17 protein-coding genes and 1 pseudogene are annotated in these 14,123 nt (G+C 61.6%); 9 read left to right on the top strand and 9 right to left on the bottom strand.

What is annotated here, in order from left to right; translation table 11 throughout:
- The 5 genes from AC07FD_RS07885 to AC07FD_RS07865 all read left to right on the top strand — a co-directional run.
- The coding region (locus AC07FD_RS07885) for a zincin-like metallopeptidase domain-containing protein (protein WP_478349384.1) at positions 1-267 on the top strand (267 nt) is incomplete at its 5' end.
- A gap of 655 nt (positions 268-922) precedes the next feature.
- On the top strand, positions 923-1,231 hold the full coding sequence (locus AC07FD_RS07880) for a type II toxin-antitoxin system RelB/DinJ family antitoxin (RefSeq protein WP_095204709.1): 309 nt from the start codon (positions 923-925) through the stop codon (positions 1,229-1,231).
- Positions 1,228-1,521, top strand: coding sequence for a type II toxin-antitoxin system RelE/ParE family toxin (locus AC07FD_RS07875; RefSeq protein ID WP_379016746.1), 294 nt, complete (start codon positions 1,228-1,230; stop codon positions 1,519-1,521). Before AC07FD_RS07880 ends, AC07FD_RS07875 begins: the two co-directional genes overlap by 4 nt.
- A gap of 668 nt (positions 1,522-2,189) precedes the next feature.
- A complete protein-coding gene (locus tag AC07FD_RS07870) occupies positions 2,190-2,507 on the top strand; it encodes a DUF736 domain-containing protein (RefSeq protein ID WP_379016747.1) in 318 nt (105 codons plus the stop codon).
- 439 nt (positions 2,508-2,946) lie between these two features.
- Positions 2,947-3,120 (top strand): hypothetical protein, encoded by a 174-nt coding sequence (locus AC07FD_RS07865; protein ID WP_478349383.1) that lies wholly within the window; start codon positions 2,947-2,949, stop codon positions 3,118-3,120.
- 115 nt (positions 3,121-3,235) lie between these two features.
- Here the strand turns inward: AC07FD_RS07865 and AC07FD_RS07860 are convergent.
- A pseudogene (locus AC07FD_RS07860) lies at positions 3,236-3,938 on the bottom strand (ISL3 family transposase); the annotation flags it as partial.
- Here AC07FD_RS07860 and AC07FD_RS07855 point away from each other — a divergent pair.
- Complete coding sequence (locus AC07FD_RS07855; protein WP_478349385.1) at positions 3,895-4,038, top strand: hypothetical protein; 144 nt, start codon at positions 3,895-3,897, stop codon at positions 4,036-4,038. The pseudogene AC07FD_RS07860 and the gene AC07FD_RS07855 sit on opposite strands and share 44 nt — an antisense overlap.
- 10 nt (positions 4,039-4,048) lie before the next feature.
- Here the strand turns inward: AC07FD_RS07855 and AC07FD_RS07850 are convergent, their stop codons facing one another.
- The 3 genes from AC07FD_RS07850 to AC07FD_RS07840 all read right to left on the bottom strand — a co-directional run bounded on the left by AC07FD_RS07850 (position 4,049) and on the right by AC07FD_RS07840 (position 5,565).
- Entirely contained in the window at positions 4,049-4,321 is a 273-nt protein-coding gene (locus AC07FD_RS07850) for a WGR domain-containing protein (protein WP_478349382.1), read from the bottom strand.
- Between the two features lie 213 nt (positions 4,322-4,534).
- Complete coding sequence (locus AC07FD_RS07845) at positions 4,535-4,876, bottom strand: hypothetical protein (protein WP_478349381.1); 342 nt, start codon at positions 4,874-4,876, stop codon at positions 4,535-4,537.
- The gene (locus tag AC07FD_RS07840) at positions 4,873-5,565 is read right to left on the bottom strand and encodes a nucleotide-binding protein (protein WP_095204903.1); all 693 of its coding nucleotides are present in this window, start codon (positions 5,563-5,565) and stop codon (positions 4,873-4,875) included. The genes AC07FD_RS07845 and AC07FD_RS07840 overlap by 4 nt, the downstream gene beginning before the upstream one ends.
- 326 nt (positions 5,566-5,891) lie before the next feature.
- Between AC07FD_RS07840 and AC07FD_RS07835 the strand changes: the two genes are divergently transcribed.
- Positions 5,892-6,302 carry a hypothetical protein gene (locus AC07FD_RS07835; protein ID WP_478349380.1) on the top strand — a complete coding sequence of 137 codons (411 nt, stop codon included), beginning with the start codon at positions 5,892-5,894 and terminating at the stop codon, positions 6,300-6,302.
- The gene (locus AC07FD_RS07830; RefSeq protein ID WP_478349379.1) at positions 6,299-8,569 is read left to right on the top strand and encodes a relaxase/mobilization nuclease domain-containing protein; all 2,271 of its coding nucleotides are present in this window, start codon (positions 6,299-6,301) and stop codon (positions 8,567-8,569) included. The genes AC07FD_RS07835 and AC07FD_RS07830 overlap by 4 nt, the downstream gene beginning before the upstream one ends.
- Before the next feature lie 112 nt (positions 8,570-8,681).
- Here the strand turns inward: AC07FD_RS07830 and AC07FD_RS07825 are convergent, their stop codons facing one another.
- The 3 genes from AC07FD_RS07825 to AC07FD_RS07815 all read right to left on the bottom strand — a co-directional run bounded on the left by AC07FD_RS07825 (position 8,682) and on the right by AC07FD_RS07815 (position 11,468).
- Positions 8,682-8,963 carry a helix-turn-helix domain-containing protein gene (locus AC07FD_RS07825; RefSeq protein ID WP_478349378.1) on the bottom strand — a complete coding sequence of 94 codons (282 nt, stop codon included), beginning with the start codon at positions 8,961-8,963 and terminating at the stop codon, positions 8,682-8,684.
- On the bottom strand, positions 8,960-9,283 hold the full coding sequence (locus AC07FD_RS07820; protein WP_027054595.1) for a type II toxin-antitoxin system RelE/ParE family toxin: 324 nt from the start codon (positions 9,281-9,283) through the stop codon (positions 8,960-8,962). The genes AC07FD_RS07825 and AC07FD_RS07820 overlap by 4 nt, the downstream gene beginning before the upstream one ends.
- A 220-nt stretch (positions 9,284-9,503) precedes the next feature.
- Positions 9,504-11,468: a type IV secretory system conjugative DNA transfer family protein gene (locus tag AC07FD_RS07815; RefSeq protein ID WP_478349377.1), complete on the bottom strand. Its 1,965-nt coding sequence runs from the start codon at positions 11,466-11,468 to the stop codon at positions 9,504-9,506.
- Between AC07FD_RS07815 and AC07FD_RS07810 the strand changes: the two genes are divergently transcribed.
- Entirely contained in the window at positions 11,433-11,657 is a 225-nt protein-coding gene (locus AC07FD_RS07810; RefSeq protein WP_478349376.1) for a hypothetical protein, read from the top strand. The two genes, AC07FD_RS07815 and AC07FD_RS07810, sit on opposite strands and share 36 nt — an antisense overlap.
- A gap of 151 nt (positions 11,658-11,808) precedes the next feature.
- Here AC07FD_RS07810 and virB11 read toward each other — a convergent pair whose 3' ends face one another.
- Both virB11 and virB10 read right to left on the bottom strand, forming a co-directional pair.
- Positions 11,809-12,855, bottom strand: coding sequence for a P-type DNA transfer ATPase VirB11 (gene virB11, locus AC07FD_RS07805; protein ID WP_478349375.1), 1,047 nt, complete (start codon positions 12,853-12,855; stop codon positions 11,809-11,811).
- Positions 12,821-14,050 carry a type IV secretion system protein VirB10 gene (virB10, locus tag AC07FD_RS07800; protein ID WP_478349374.1) on the bottom strand — a complete coding sequence of 410 codons (1,230 nt, stop codon included), beginning with the start codon at positions 14,048-14,050 and terminating at the stop codon, positions 12,821-12,823. Before virB10 ends, virB11 begins: the two co-directional genes overlap by 35 nt.
- Positions 14,051-14,123: the final 73 nt, after the last annotated feature.

Genomic DNA, 14,123 nt, shown 5'->3' with positions numbered 1-14,123 from the left:
ACGGTCTTCATTGCGGAAAAATTTCAGAGTGGGGCTGGACTGTCAGGATATGTCGCCGAAATTGGCGCCAGTTTCATTTGCGCCGATCTGGGCATTGTGCCGGAGATGGAGCCGCGGCCGGACCACGCCAGTTACCTACAGTCCTGGTTGCGCGTCCTTCAGGAAGACCGCAGGGCGATCTTTTCGGCCGCTGCCCATGCGCAGCGAGCTGTCGCCTATCTGCATGGCCTACAGCCGCGGACGGAAACGGAGCGGAAGGCAGCCTGATGCTTCACGCTCCGCTGGTTGCCGGGCGGACCCCGTCTTCTCCGAACCGCCCTGCGAGCGCGCTTGCTCGGCACCGGCGTGAAATCCGGTCGCGCCCAATCACGCGGTAGTCGAATCCTGGAATCGGCATCTCTACCGCCAAAATCTTGCGGGCAAAACCCACCGTGCCCGCAACCTGTTCCTCCTCGCTCCACACCGCAACGAACCGCAAGGTTGGCTCTGGGCCGCTTCGCAGATCCGCTCTCGCGTCAGCCGTATCGTTCGTCTGGCGCTTGGCGACAGGCTCGCCCAGCCCGGAGCGATCAATGACGACATGTCCAAGCTTGGTGAACTCCCGAGCCCAGGAGTGGGTGCTGCCGGCATACACTAAATGCACTTATCCCCACGGCGCGCATCATTAGCATTGGATAATGTGAGAACATCCAGCGGACGTTTCCGGAACGGGGAGAGGTTCAGCGGTTCTCGTTCAAATCAAGCTCGGCCCCGATTCGCGGCGCGGTGTTCCTTCGGCGTGCAGGTGGGTCGACCTGTCGACGGTCGCCGATCCCGGGCAGCTGGATTTCTGGCCGAGTGAAGGTGAGGACATGCACGGCGTATAGAGGACTGGCAATCGTCATTCAATTGCATTACATTTTCTGCAGAAATGGAGGCGCTGATGGCCGCGAACGCCCTTGTCCAGACCCGTATCGATGCCGACGTCCGGGATCGGGCGTCCGCCGTGCTCGAAAGCATGGGGCTGACGGTCTCCGATGCCGTGCGGATCCTGCTCACCCGTACCGCCAATGAGGGCGCGCTGCCGCTCGAACTTGTGACCAGCAGCGAGGCGCATGATGCCTGGTTCAGGGGCAAAGTGCTGGAGGCGCTCACCGATACCAGGCCCGACATGCCGGACGATGAGGTCGAGGCGCATTTCGCGAACCGGCGTGCGGCGGCACGGCGGAGGCGCGGCGACCTGGCATCGTGAAGCTCGTATGGTCTGCCTTGGCGCTTTCCGATCGCGACGGCATATTTACCCACATCGAGGCTGATAATCCGGCGGCCGCCATAACGGTCGATGAACGGATCGAGGCTGCGGCCCGCCGTCTTCGGGATTTCCCGGAAAGCGGCCGTCCGGGCCGGATTGCCGGGACACGCGAACTGGTCGTCACCGGCACGCCCTATGTGGCGGCCTATCTAGTGACGGAGACCACGGTCCGCATTCTGCGTGTCCTGCACGGCGCGCAGCAATGGCCGGACGCTCCGCCCGAATGCTGATGTTTCATCAGCCCCGCTTTCCAACCTAGTGATCGGCACCCGGCTGTACCCGCAAAAAGCCCCGCCCCGGCGGCCGGTTTCCATGTGGGAAGACAGTGACACGCCGCAGGCCTGTTCGGGGGAGGTGGTCGTCTCTGTCTCGCCCGGCCTGCAGGAGACGATGCCGGGAAAAGTCGGATCGCCCAGCTTGACCGAGAGCCTTGCCACTTGCGGGAGCGATCACTCAATCGGCTTCGACCAGCGCGCCATCATCAAGGCGAGGCGGACGTGGCGCCGGCAGAGGCGTCGACGCGGTGGCGAGCATCGATGTCGCGGGGCGAGCGGTGCTGATGACGCGGTATCCCTGTTTTTCGTGGGTAATGGCGCCGACGACGCATGATCCAGGTTCCTTCCCGTCTCACACCTGGGCGCACCCACGCAGACCTCGATGGATCTGGTGTGACCGCAGGACGCCTCTCGTCTCGGTCGCCATCCCGCAACGGCCGGCCGCGGCTATTTTCCGCCGGCGGGGCGCAGCCCGCCTTTGCATCGCGAGGCAAAATAGCCGCTTGCGCCCGCCCTCCACTGCGTTGCGGCCTTGTCAGGTGCGGGGTCGACCGCCCCCGGTCCTTACACCGCCATCGAGGTCGCGATAGGCGCGGCCCGAGCAAACCCGAAAGGAACAGATCATGGCAGTCATCGGCGAATTCTCCACCAACGGCAACAACGGGATTGTCGGCAATGTGCGCACCCTCACTGTCAGCATGCGTGCCCGCCTGAACCCCATCGAACGTGTCTCGCGCGACGCCCCCGACTTCCGCATCACCGCCGGCAACGGCGTCGAGGTCGGCGCAGGCTGGAAGGCGGTCTCCGGCGACGGCGAGGAATATATCTCGATCAAGCTGGATGACCCGAGCTTCAATGCCCCGATCACCGCCGCACTTTGGCCGGGCGAGAAGGAGGGAGAATACGCCCTCATCTGGAACCGGCCGAAGCGCGAGGTCTGAAACTCTTCCACGAAGGAGCCCCGCCGCCGAGGCGGGGCTCATCTCTTGCGCGTGTGGAAGCCGGAAGCAGGCATCGAGCCTGCTTCCGGCTTTTCGGGTGCCATACGCAACGAGGAAATCTGCTCAGATCGTCCAAGGCGTCCGGCGCACCGAAGGCTTGCTCCGGATCGAGATGATCGTGGCACATCGAGGTGGTGAAATGCGGTCGCATCCCCTGGCCGGGGCTGCGGGCTCTCTTTCTTCTGTCGTCCCATTCTACGGCTGCTCAGCCCGCGTCAAGGACGAGCGTGGGCCCCCGATTTTATCTCCGCTCCGGTTCCCTACGCTCCGACAAAACCGGCACCCCACTCGCCGGCTCCGCCGGTCGCGTTCCGCGATCCCTGACCCGCGCTTCGTGCGCACGTGGCCCGTTGACGTCATCAAAAGGAGACGTTTCGACATGACCACCATCGATCACATCAATGAACTGCGGGCCGAGCTTCGGAGCTGCTGCTTCACCAGGAAGGAACGCATCGCGGCTGAAGCCGAACTGGCGGCCCTGATTGCACAGGAGCAGGCAGAGGCCGAGCAGTTCGCGCGTGACATCGAAGCCTTCGCCGCTGACCCCGAATGAGATCGGCGACGAAACGAGGGGGGTAAGCCCTCTCGTTTTATCGCCCGTGGGCTGTCAATGACCACGGAAGCGGGACGCCCATTTTCGCGCGCTCATTCCATGAAAAAATCACGGCGCGCGCATTGCCGAGGAAAGCCGCGCTCATATTCTCCATGAGATGCCAGCGGTCGGCGACCTGAACCGCATTCGGTAATGCCTTGGCGGTGGCTTCGCCGTAACCGCCGCCGCGGTCGCGCGAGACGGTTTCGATCTCAGGGTGATCGGCAAGCCAAGCCTCGACGGTGGCAACTTCTCGGTCGGGCAACAACGTCACGATCCGCCGTCGCTCCAGATCGCAGACGATCGTGCCATAGCGATGGTTACGGCGATAGGCCCAGTCATCGATGCCGACAATCTTGATAGGGTCTGTTCGTAAACAGGCCCGTCGCCGCACCACCCGTAGCAATGTGTCATTGCTGACCGGAACCATCAGCCGCTTTGCAAAACTAACCGCCGGCCGGCCGCCGAGCGCCAGTCCAAGACGATGAACGATACACTCCAATCGCGAGGTCCGGCGCGATCGCTCGGTGACAAGACTGTCGTCAAAGCGCTCGGCGAAGATTCGTCCACACCACAATGTAGCATCGCAGACGAAGCGCCGCGCGCCGAGGCGGAGCTCTACCTTCGTCCCACTACAGGGAAGATCGGACACGCGTCGAACATAGCGGCTGTGGACCCGGCTCGACCTCTGCGGCAAAGAGGCAAGGCCGCGCCGGCGTACCTGACCGCGCGGTAATGACGATCACTCCTTCGTTTTCAGCGATGGCCTCGACGACCAATCCCGCCGGGATCAAGGACGACAAACGCAAATTTCTCACCATGGTGCTGATTCCCCTCATAAAACAGCACCACGCCGCCATGCAAAATCATCAAATGTGAGTCAGGCCCCCTATTGTGGGCCGATTGACATCGGGTAGGGGGATCGCGGCTGATAGCCGCGCATCCGCTTGGCGCGCAGCAGTTGGAGGAAAAGCTCGACCGCTTCGCCCTCGGTATCGAAAGAGTGCTGTACCGTGCGGCCGGTGGTTCCGATCCGTCCCCAGCGGCGGACCAGGCAGGTCTGGCCGAACAGGGTCTCCTCGATCGACAGCGCATAGAAGCGCGCCATGTTCCGATCCGCGTCGCGGCGTTCGATACAGAGGCGATAGAGCTGCGCGATCATTGCGGACAGAATCGCGCAGCCGGACGCGCGCGTCCAATGAATGGTTTGAATCAGCGGACGCGGATCGATTCACTGTCGTGATGGATGGAACCGAACGTCAGTCGTTCAGCAGCGTCTTTGATGGCCTTCTCCGAACAGATGTAGCCAATCCTCGTTGGGCCCGAGTCATGGGCGGTCGGTCATAACGAAAATCGACGCGATTGGCGCATCTGGCTACTTTGGCTGCCGAGCAAGGAATTCCGTAATCAGGCCCTGCACCACCTCCTGCATGGTTGTTCTATTGCGCGCGCAATGGACCTGCAGCTCGATCATCTGCGAGACCGGAATGCGTGTGTGCAGCCGGGCTGTCCCGCCGTCTGCCTTTGGCCTTTCGAGCTCCGCCTTCGCCTTTCTGGCAGACTGGGTTCTCGTCTGCTGCTCCAGGTTGTCCGTTTCGCTGATGCTGGATTCCACAATGGCAGCCATGTTGCGCGAGAACGGATCATTCGAACGGGCACGCGGTTTCAAGGCAGGCAGCGGCAATTGGTTTGCGGTCCGATCGCTTTTCTCGTTCATTGCGGGGTGGCTCCGTTCAGTTTGCGGATGATCTCGGCGGTCAGGGCATTCGTCTGGTCGCGAGCGTCCTGCACCGCCTTGTTCACGGGCTGGACTTCGTAAAGCGTCCCGGCGGTTGCGATTGAGGCGAAGGTCGGCCGTTGCGACAAAAACGTCTCAAGCACGCTGGCGTCGGCCTGCCGCAGCAGCTGGATCGCCGTGCGAAAGGCCATCGTGTTGTGCTCGATCCCCGAAACCATGTTGAGCATCACCGCATAGGGAATTTCGCGATGGCGTCCGCCAAGCGAGCGGATGTGCCGGATCAGACCGAGGCATTGCTTGACATCGAAGACGTGCGCTTTCGTCGGGATCAGCACGAAGTCGGCGTTGGCGACGGCCGGTCCGAGGGCGGCCACGGCCGTGCCCTGGACGTCGACCAGCAGCAGGTCCTCGGCGTCGGATTGCGCCAGGCGATCGATCAGTTCGTCGGTCGAGTTGATGGGGATGACGTCGATGTTTGAAAGAGCGTACCCGGCGCGGCGACTGTTTTTGCTCCACTCCAGCGCTGACAGTTGCGGATCGGTGTCGAGCACGGTCACCCGATGACCGGCGGCGGCGAACTCGCCAGCGAGCAGGATGGTGGTCATGGTCTTGCCGACCCCGCCTTTGGGAGAGGCCACTGTGATTTGCACCGCGCGTTGTTCCGGCATTGTTTTTCCCAATGTTGCGTCACCTTGGCGTCAAGGCGCATAGGCGATTTGGCGCCAAAGTGACTTTCTTGCATTATGCCTATGCGCCGATGCTGCAAAGTGCGAAGGCACATAAGTGCCTAGGTGATAACATGAATTTGCGCATTTGGTACAATGTTCCGGGATGCATAATTGGTTCTGGACTAGCAAAACATCGGATCAGTATAATGTTGCATAGTGAATTGACAAGATACGCAATTTGGGTCCAAATTGGCTGAGCAGGTCGTCGCTTCGCTTCGACCTGGACTGTCTTCGACGTGAGGCCCATCCGCCATAGCGAGGGAATTTTGCACACCAGCGCCGCCCACAAGGACACCCGAAAGCGCTCCCGGATCGATATTGGGCCGGACGCGGGCGCGCTCCTGGATGAGGCCTGCAAGGTGTTCCAGCTTGACCGAGCGGAGACGTTGCGGCGCATTATCCGGGCCAGCCTGGATGTCGGTCCCGCTCTGTCAGCTGAGAATTCACGCACTGTCGCGGCGTTGGCCTCGCAAGTCCGGATGGTCGGCCGAAACCTCAGCCAGCTTCTCCATGCCATTCATTCCGGCCACGCTGCCCCCATGGAGGCGGCGTTGCCGATATGGGAAGCGCTGGATGCGAGGGTGAAAGCTGTCGACGCCGAATTGACGGCGATGACGATCGCGCATGGCCTGAGACTTCGGAAGGCGGCGCATCTGCAGGATGGTGAGGGCGCGTGAACCTCGATCAGTCGTCCATACAGGCCATAGCCGATCGGATTCGCGCGAGCGCGGCTTTTGAAGAAGAGAACCGCAAGCGCCGGCATCGGGCCATGTTGTACTTTGCTGGAAATAACGATGATTGGTTGTTCAAGACGGTTCGCGGCCGGACAGGGGAGGGCGGTCTCGGGGGAAGCCAGACAACGGAACCGGCCTTGCCGCGCTCGTCTGCGCGGGAGCTGGAGCCGCCGCGCGGTAAAGCCGGGCGACTAAACCTCGCCCTGCCAACCAAGCGGCGGAAGCTCGCCGGCGGACCTCGGCCGAGGGCCGCTGCCGACAGGCTGGCGGCCGGGTATCAGCCGGCCGTTCTGAAGGTGATTTCCTACGGGCATGGCGTCACTAGGGCAGCCGCGATCGGTCAATATATCCAGAAGGAGGGCGTCGCGCTCGAGACGTATGACGCGCGTATCCTGGCAACACGGGAAGCCGTCGCCGAGGAAATGAAACAGTGGGGCGAGCGTTTCGACAAGCGGCGGGAGAGCGAGGATGTGGCGACGTTTCGGCTTTCGCTGGCAGGGCAGGAGAATGCCGAGCGCCTTTCACAGGCAGTTCAGGCAGGTTTCGCCGGCCACGGTTTCGCCTATCGTATCGACACACTGCAGGACGGATCGAGCGTCGCGCGCGTCGTCGCGACCATGGCCGGACACAGCGTCGTGCGGGGTGAGAACGGGGACGACAAGGTGAAGCATCGGTTTCACTTTTCCGATCGACGCCAGCAGGATCGCCAGTTCTCGGCACCAACCCGGGCCATGATCGCCTCGCGGATCTCCGACGCGCTTGGGGTCAAGGAGGATACCGTTTCGGTGAAGCCAATTGGGGAGCCCAGCCACGGCAAAGCCGGTGTCGTGTTCCAGCTCGCGCGCCTTACCCATGACGGAGCGGCGATCGGCGCCGACGGCGCCGCGATCGCGTCTGAGGAGGCGGTTCGGCAGACCGCGCAGTCCTGGGACAAGACCCTGAATTCCTACAAGCCTCGCGACACCATGCACATGATCCTGTCGGCCAAGGCGGGCGAGGACAGGCAAGCCCTGGTGAGGGCCGCACGTGGGTTCCTGCATGAGCAGTTCCCCAATCACAAATTCGCCTTCGGCATGCATGCCGATATGGCGGAGGAGGGCGGCCATATTCATGTCCATGCCATCGTCGCCGTGAAAGGTGAGGACGGTGAGCGATTGCGACCAGGTCCGGCCCAGCTTCGCGAATGGCGCGCGCTCTATGCCCAGCACGCACAAGCGCAGGGCATGAAAATCGTCGCGACTTCCGCGGCCTATCGAGCGTCATCACAAAGCTATGGTCCGCGCGACAAGGCGATTGTGGCCACGGCCGAAAAGCCGCGGCCGGGCAGGGAGGCGCGGGACCGCGCCTATGCCCGTGCAAACCCGCACGTCATCGAGAAAGCCCGCCAGCGGATCAATCACGCAAAGGCCAACCCGGTAAAGATTCCGATTTCGGCGCGCCAGCTGCAGGCCACCCAGGCAAGCCTTCGGGACTGGCACTCGGTTGCTGCTGCTCAGCCGGATAACGCGATAGCGAGTCAATTCATTGATCGGATGACGCAAGCTTTTCGATCCGGTACTGTTGTCGTCGCTATTCGAGATGGAAAGGGTGTTCAAATGAGTTCAGATGCCACCGCGGACCAGATGCGGGAAAACCTAAAACAGATCAACGAGACCGTTAACAAGACAGCGGCCATGATGAACGGCCAGACGAAAGCGGAGTTCTTACGGCGCGCAGCGCCCACCATGGAGCTGCTTGCGATCCGGACGGATCTCAAATCCCTGCAGGATGGTGGCGTCACGCATGTCAGTGAAGACCAGGCCCATCGGATTGCCGGCACGCGCGCCGAAGCTTTGATCCATCGCGCCCAGGAGATCGAGGCCGCTGAGCGGCTTGAGGCCGATCGCGCTCGCGAGATCCGTAATCGAGCCATCGAGCAGGAGATTCGTGACGAACGAGCCGGATCGGCTGATCCGACCTCGCTTGAGCAGGTTGCGCAAGACCGCGAAATGGTGCGCAATGCCGAAAGCATCGCTGCGAAGGAAGCCCGCGAGGCACAAGCCGCAAGCGAAGCCGCGCGTTCATTGGCGCAGAATCCTAACGAGCGGCTTGATCCCGAGATCGTCAAAGGCGAACGGCTCGAAGAACTGCAGCGCCTGCAGTCGAGGAGCATCAACACCGCTCCGGTCGAAGGCGAAGAGCCGGATTCACAGAAGCCGCAAAAGCAGTAGTTGCCTCGCCATGCAGCACTGAGTGAGCTCGTTGTTCCCTAAACCGGGCTCTGGCTCCGTTCGGCAGTCGCTCGCGCCAAAACGCAAAATGTGCTCATTTGACACTTCGTGATTATGCAGCCTGTTTTACCCGGATTTCTATATCCAAGTGTGCGGAGGCGGCGATGTTGACAAGTGCGTCAAGCGAGAATTTGGCGAGCTTGCCGCGCAGCAGATCATTGGTGCGAGGGCGCGTCAGACCGAGCCGCTTGGCGGCTTCCTCCTGAGGAATGTCCCAACGCTGGACTGCCTTACGGATTTCGTAGAGCAGCGCCGAGCGCGCCTTGAGGTTTGCTGCCTCTTGTTCGGTGTCCGCCAGGGCGTCCCAGACGTTCTCATAGATTTCTACGTTCATCGTTCTGCCTTCCATCGTTTTAGCCGTTGAGCCGCCAGATCGAGGTCTTTCTTGGACGTGGCCTGTGTCTTCTTCTGGAACGCATGAAGCACCAAAACGCGGTCCTCCAGGGTTGCCAGATAGATGACGCGGAACGCTCCCGATGCCTCCCGGACTCTGATTTCCCTGACGCCGGCCCCCACGATCTGCATAGGCTTCCAGTCGTCGGGATCGTCGCCGCGCTGGACAAGTTCGAGCTGCCAGCCGGCCTCTATCCGCGCATCGTCAGGAAACGCTCGAACATCCGCCCTACTGCTTCCAAGCCATTCAATCACCTTCATCGAGGCGCACTGTATCGGTTTTGATACAGGTTGGCTAGAGTGAAAATCAATCGCATTTTACGGACCAGCAATCAGCTCACGTCCCACCAAGAACCGGGAGGCGCAACGAAACGGTTCGATGCGCCCGCCATCGGATTAGGGACGCTTCGTCTCGTTCTCACACTCGACATGGGCACCGAAGGCACAAACCGCTCATTTGTATTCAACTGACTTTCACGTCCTAGCGATCGCCGTGACGTCTAATTTGAGCCTGAAGCGCCTCAAGAGCGGCTGACGGTACCCCGTCGACATCTCCGCTATCCACTGACGGTGACAGGGAACGAGCGCCCGCCTCCACTTCCTGATCGAGCGATGCGAGCAGCGCGGCGATCGACGTGGACTTGTTTCCCGGCCGGACTTGGAATTGCAAGACACTCGCCTTGCCTTCAGACGCACTCGGGTCGGACGTCTTTGATGCTGCCTGCGCCGATCGCCGGCCAAGGGTGGGAAGCGGCCGCGGCGCATCATCGGCCGTCTGATCGGTCCGCTTCGGCTTCAACTCCGGAACTTCAGCGGCGACCTCGCTCTTTGCTTCAGCCTCACCGCCCGTTGGAAGGCCTGAGCTTGGCAGCGCCTGTGGTGCGTCCGCGCTGTCGCTCTTTACTTTCGGCTTTAACGCGACGGGATCAACCCTTTCAGCCGCCGCACAAGTCGCAGGCGGCACCGCATCGGCATGGGCTGTATCGCCTGAAACCGGCGCTTCGACGGTATCGGGTTCCCCCAACTCGAAAGGTGCCGCTGGCGCGGTGTTAGCCGCCGCTTCGACGTCCGCCATGGAGCGCAGCGGAAGATCCTGCCATCGTGAGAGAGGCGGAACCTTCAAGCGCCGGTGCCGAAATTCCTGGTAGGTCGCCTTATAGGGAGCGTCCTTATAATAGGTGACCTTGCGCACCATGAAACCAGGGGGGCTTGAGACCAGAACCACGGCCTGCTTCGCCGGCATTTGCCGAAGCTCCGCCGCCGTCCGGAACGGCCTTTCCTGATAACTTAAACTCTTGTCTCGGCCCCCAAATATACCTTGACCAGCCCTGATGATCGGTGTGGGCACCTCGATCGTGGTCGGTCCCAGCATTACAGAGACATGTTCCGAGGTCTCCACGTCGTTCATGCGGATGAAAAGCTTCACCTGACACGCGGACACCGTGGTCTGCCGCGTCGCTTTTCCATAGACTTCGTCAAGCTGGGCAAGATCCTGCAGGATCAGGACCATGCGAAAGCCATAGCCCGCGTTGATCGCCAGCTTGGAAACGATAGACTCCATTTTGCCGAGCTGGCGAAACTCGTCGATCATCACCAGAACCTGATAGGGCTCGTCCGGGCCTGGCGAGGAAGCCATCAGCACATCATGGATTTGCTGAACCAGGAGTTTGATGATGGGCCGGAACACGTCGAGCTGCGCCACCGAGCAGCCGATGAAGAGAGCCGTCGGGTCCTTGCGAAACTTCGAGATATCGAAATCGGTCGACGCCGTAGCGGCTGCAACGAGATCATTGGTCCAGGGGTTGAGAGCCGCCGTCATGTTGAAATAGGCCGAGTTTCGCGTTTCCTTTTCCAGCGCAATGAACTGGTTGAGCCCGTGCACGACCCACGAAGGCAGATATTTTTCCTCGTCATTGCGGATATTCGTCAGCACCCTGAGGAAATCCACGCCGGTCGAAAGAAGCATCGCGACGGCGCGCAAATGACGCTGCCCCTCATAGCGTGGTGACGTCAGCAAATAGCCGATCATGGCCGAAAGCAACTGCCGGCCGGCGCGCGCCCAGATCTCGGAACTTCCTGTCGCCTCGGGGATGATGAAGGAGGAGACCACCGCGCAGTCCGTCGGCATGCGCGCATCGCGCCGGATGAAATCCAGCGGATTATAGCGATGCGAATCCTGCTCGCCGGGCGAAAAGAAAAAGACCTTGTCGCCGAGAGCCTGCCGGTGTGCACCGAACGCCTCGAAGTTCTCCCGCTTCGGATCGAACCACACCGAGGATCCTCGCCACATATAACCGTTCGGAATGACAAAGCTGACGCCCTTGCCGGATCGGGTCGGCCCGACCACCAAGACGTGCGCGGGATCGTCCGAGCGGATCGTCGCCCCACCCATCTTGCCGAGGATCAAGCCTTGCTTTGCCAGCAGGTTTTTCCTTTCGGCGTCCATGATCGTGCCGAACCGCGCATCGCCGTAGTGCTTTGGCTTGCGGTTGATCAGGCCTGCAAAGATCAGGCCGACGCCGATCGCAACGACAACCGCGACCGCGATCGCGCCCCGGATGATCGTCTCGCCCTGCGTGGGATGATAGGCCAGGCGCTGGCTGAAATGCTGCCAGGCAACGAACAGGCCGCTTAGGCTGCGTTGCGCGTTCTGGTATTTTAGAAACCCCCAGCGCGAGGCGCCTTCAGAGGGGAGGGCGGGATTCCACCGCCATGTCGCCACCAGCTCGTAGGCTAGGCTCCAAAGGGCAAAGAAGGCGGCGAGGCCGATGAGGCCGAGGAGAAGCCTATAAGCGAATACGCGAGACATTCTGGGGAACCTTTCTGGCGGCTCTCCATTCGGTCATGCGGTTGAACCAGATCGCCGAAGTTCCGCGCCAGCCGCCCCGGCGCGTTTGTTGGATCACAATCGGCAGGACCGACCGCACGTAATCGATGATCTCTGCCTTGCTCAGCCCGAGCCCAGCCTGCATGACCATCAATGCCAGCTGCTCAAACGCACCGGTCGGGCTATCCGCATGGATCGTCGTGATCGATCCGGGATGACCTGTGTTGACGGCGCGCAAGAACGAATAGGCTTCCGCTCCCCGGATCTCGCCCAGGAAGATTCGATCCGGCCGCAACCGCATGGCGGCTTGCAGCAGCGATTCAACGGTCACGTGCGCCAGGCCCTGGTCGCCCTTTGATGCGACGAGGGGCAGATAGTTGGGCTGGTGTGGTTTAACCTCCCGCGTATCCTCAATGGTGAGGATCCGCTCATCCGAAGGCACCTCGTGCAAAATCGCGTTCAGAAACGTCGTTTTGCCCGACGATGTGCCTCCTGAAAGCAAGATCGAATACCGTTCCCGCACGGCCAGGCGGAGGAAATCCTCGATCTTGCCGGCATCGAGATATTCGCAAAGGGCGCTGTCGGTCTCGCTCAATTCGCCGGGATCCTGGACGGAGATCGTATCGAACGCCCCCCGCTTCCGGTAATCATCAAGGCGCATATCCTTCACGACCTGCTTGCGGATCGCGAAGGCGCCTCCTGTCGGCGTCGCCGGCGCAAGCACGCCCTGGAAGCGTTCGCCGCCGGGGAGGGCGGCTGAAAGCAAGGGATTTTCCTCGCTGATCGATTGCGAGGATGATGCCGCTATACGTTCCATGAGGTAAGTGATCGCGGCGCGGTCGAGCGCGGGGACGTCGAAGGGCTCCATATGTGTCGAGCCAACAATTTCGACCCACACAAGTCCAGGCCCGTTTGCACAGATTTCGACCACGCGATCGTCGTCGAGCCAGCGCCGCACCGGCGCCAGCGCCTTATTTAGGAAGACGGTTCTTTGCTGCCCGCTCACGTCGTATCTCCGTCAACGCCTCGCGTACCGGGTCCGGATAGAACTCCGAAAAATCGAGGTCCCGGCGGACGAACACCATGATGCGCGACCCCTGATCGACATGGATCGTGGGCGCGATATTGATCGAATTGCGAAGCGCCTCTTCGGCAATGCGGTTGAGGCTTTGCGAGACCTGTTGCGCGCCGATCTGACGGGCGCTCTGCAGGTATTGGTTGGGCTGCGTCTGGTTTGTCTCCGTCTGTCCGGTCTGCGGGTCCGTGTAGGTCTGGTTGGTGTTCGACCCATTCTGGTCGTTGCCGAGGTTGGCGATGAATTGCGTCGCACCGCCCACGACACTTAGAAGGATCGCCGAGCCGAACCGCTCGAAATAATGGTTGTCGACCTCGCCCGGCATGCCGCTGCGACCGAGCTCGTCGGTGCCCGTCGAACCGAGCTGCACCGACATGCCGTCCGATCGAAGCAGGCGTGTCCACACTATGAACACCCGCGTTTGGCCGGTTGCGAGGCCACTGCGATATTCACCGATAAGGCGGGAGCCAGCGGGGATCAAAACCCTGCGACCGTCGAAGGACCACACATCCTCCGACACGACGGCCCGAACCATACCGGCAAGATCGCTCTGGATCGCGGTCTCGAGTACGCCCTTGATCATCGTCCCTTGGGCGACCAGAGCGTCCGTGCGCGGGTTCATCGTGGCCTTCGATGTATCCGCTCCGCTCTGGCTCGCCCTTGCCAAAAAACGCCGATTGGGGTCCTCCTCGCCCTCGCCTGCGTTTCCGGCCGCCGCTGCATCCGTACCATTGCCGCCCAATGCTGACGCACTGCCAGGCGCATCGCCGCTATCGACGACGAGCTGCTTGGCGCGCAAGCGCTCCCATTTGCGGCGCTCCTCCTCTTCTTGCCTGCGCCGTTCTTCCTCAGCCAGACGACGGGCCTCGGAATCATCCTGCACCTGTGGTGGAGCTGCAGGCGGTTGCAAGGCTGGTGGAGGGGGAGGCGGAGCTTCGACGGTCGCCGGCGGCTCTTCTGGAGCCGTCGGGATTTTCAGGGTGCCGTTATCAAGCTGGGGGCGCGGCGTATCGAGCCCCGGTGCGGGAAACTGTGTGGTGTGAAACTCCTCGCCATCCGACGCCGTCAACAGCGGCTTGTCTGGCGCACGCGTCGCCGCATAGATCATCCAGCCGGCGAAGACCACCGCACCCAGTGGAACCGCGATCTTGAAGAATGTGCTTGCCCCGAATTTTGGCGCGGCGACCGCCGTGCCTTCC

The sequence above is a fragment of the Mesorhizobium waitakense genome (genome assembly GCF_056431085.1).
This window is presented reverse-complemented; position numbering and strand designations above follow the sequence as displayed.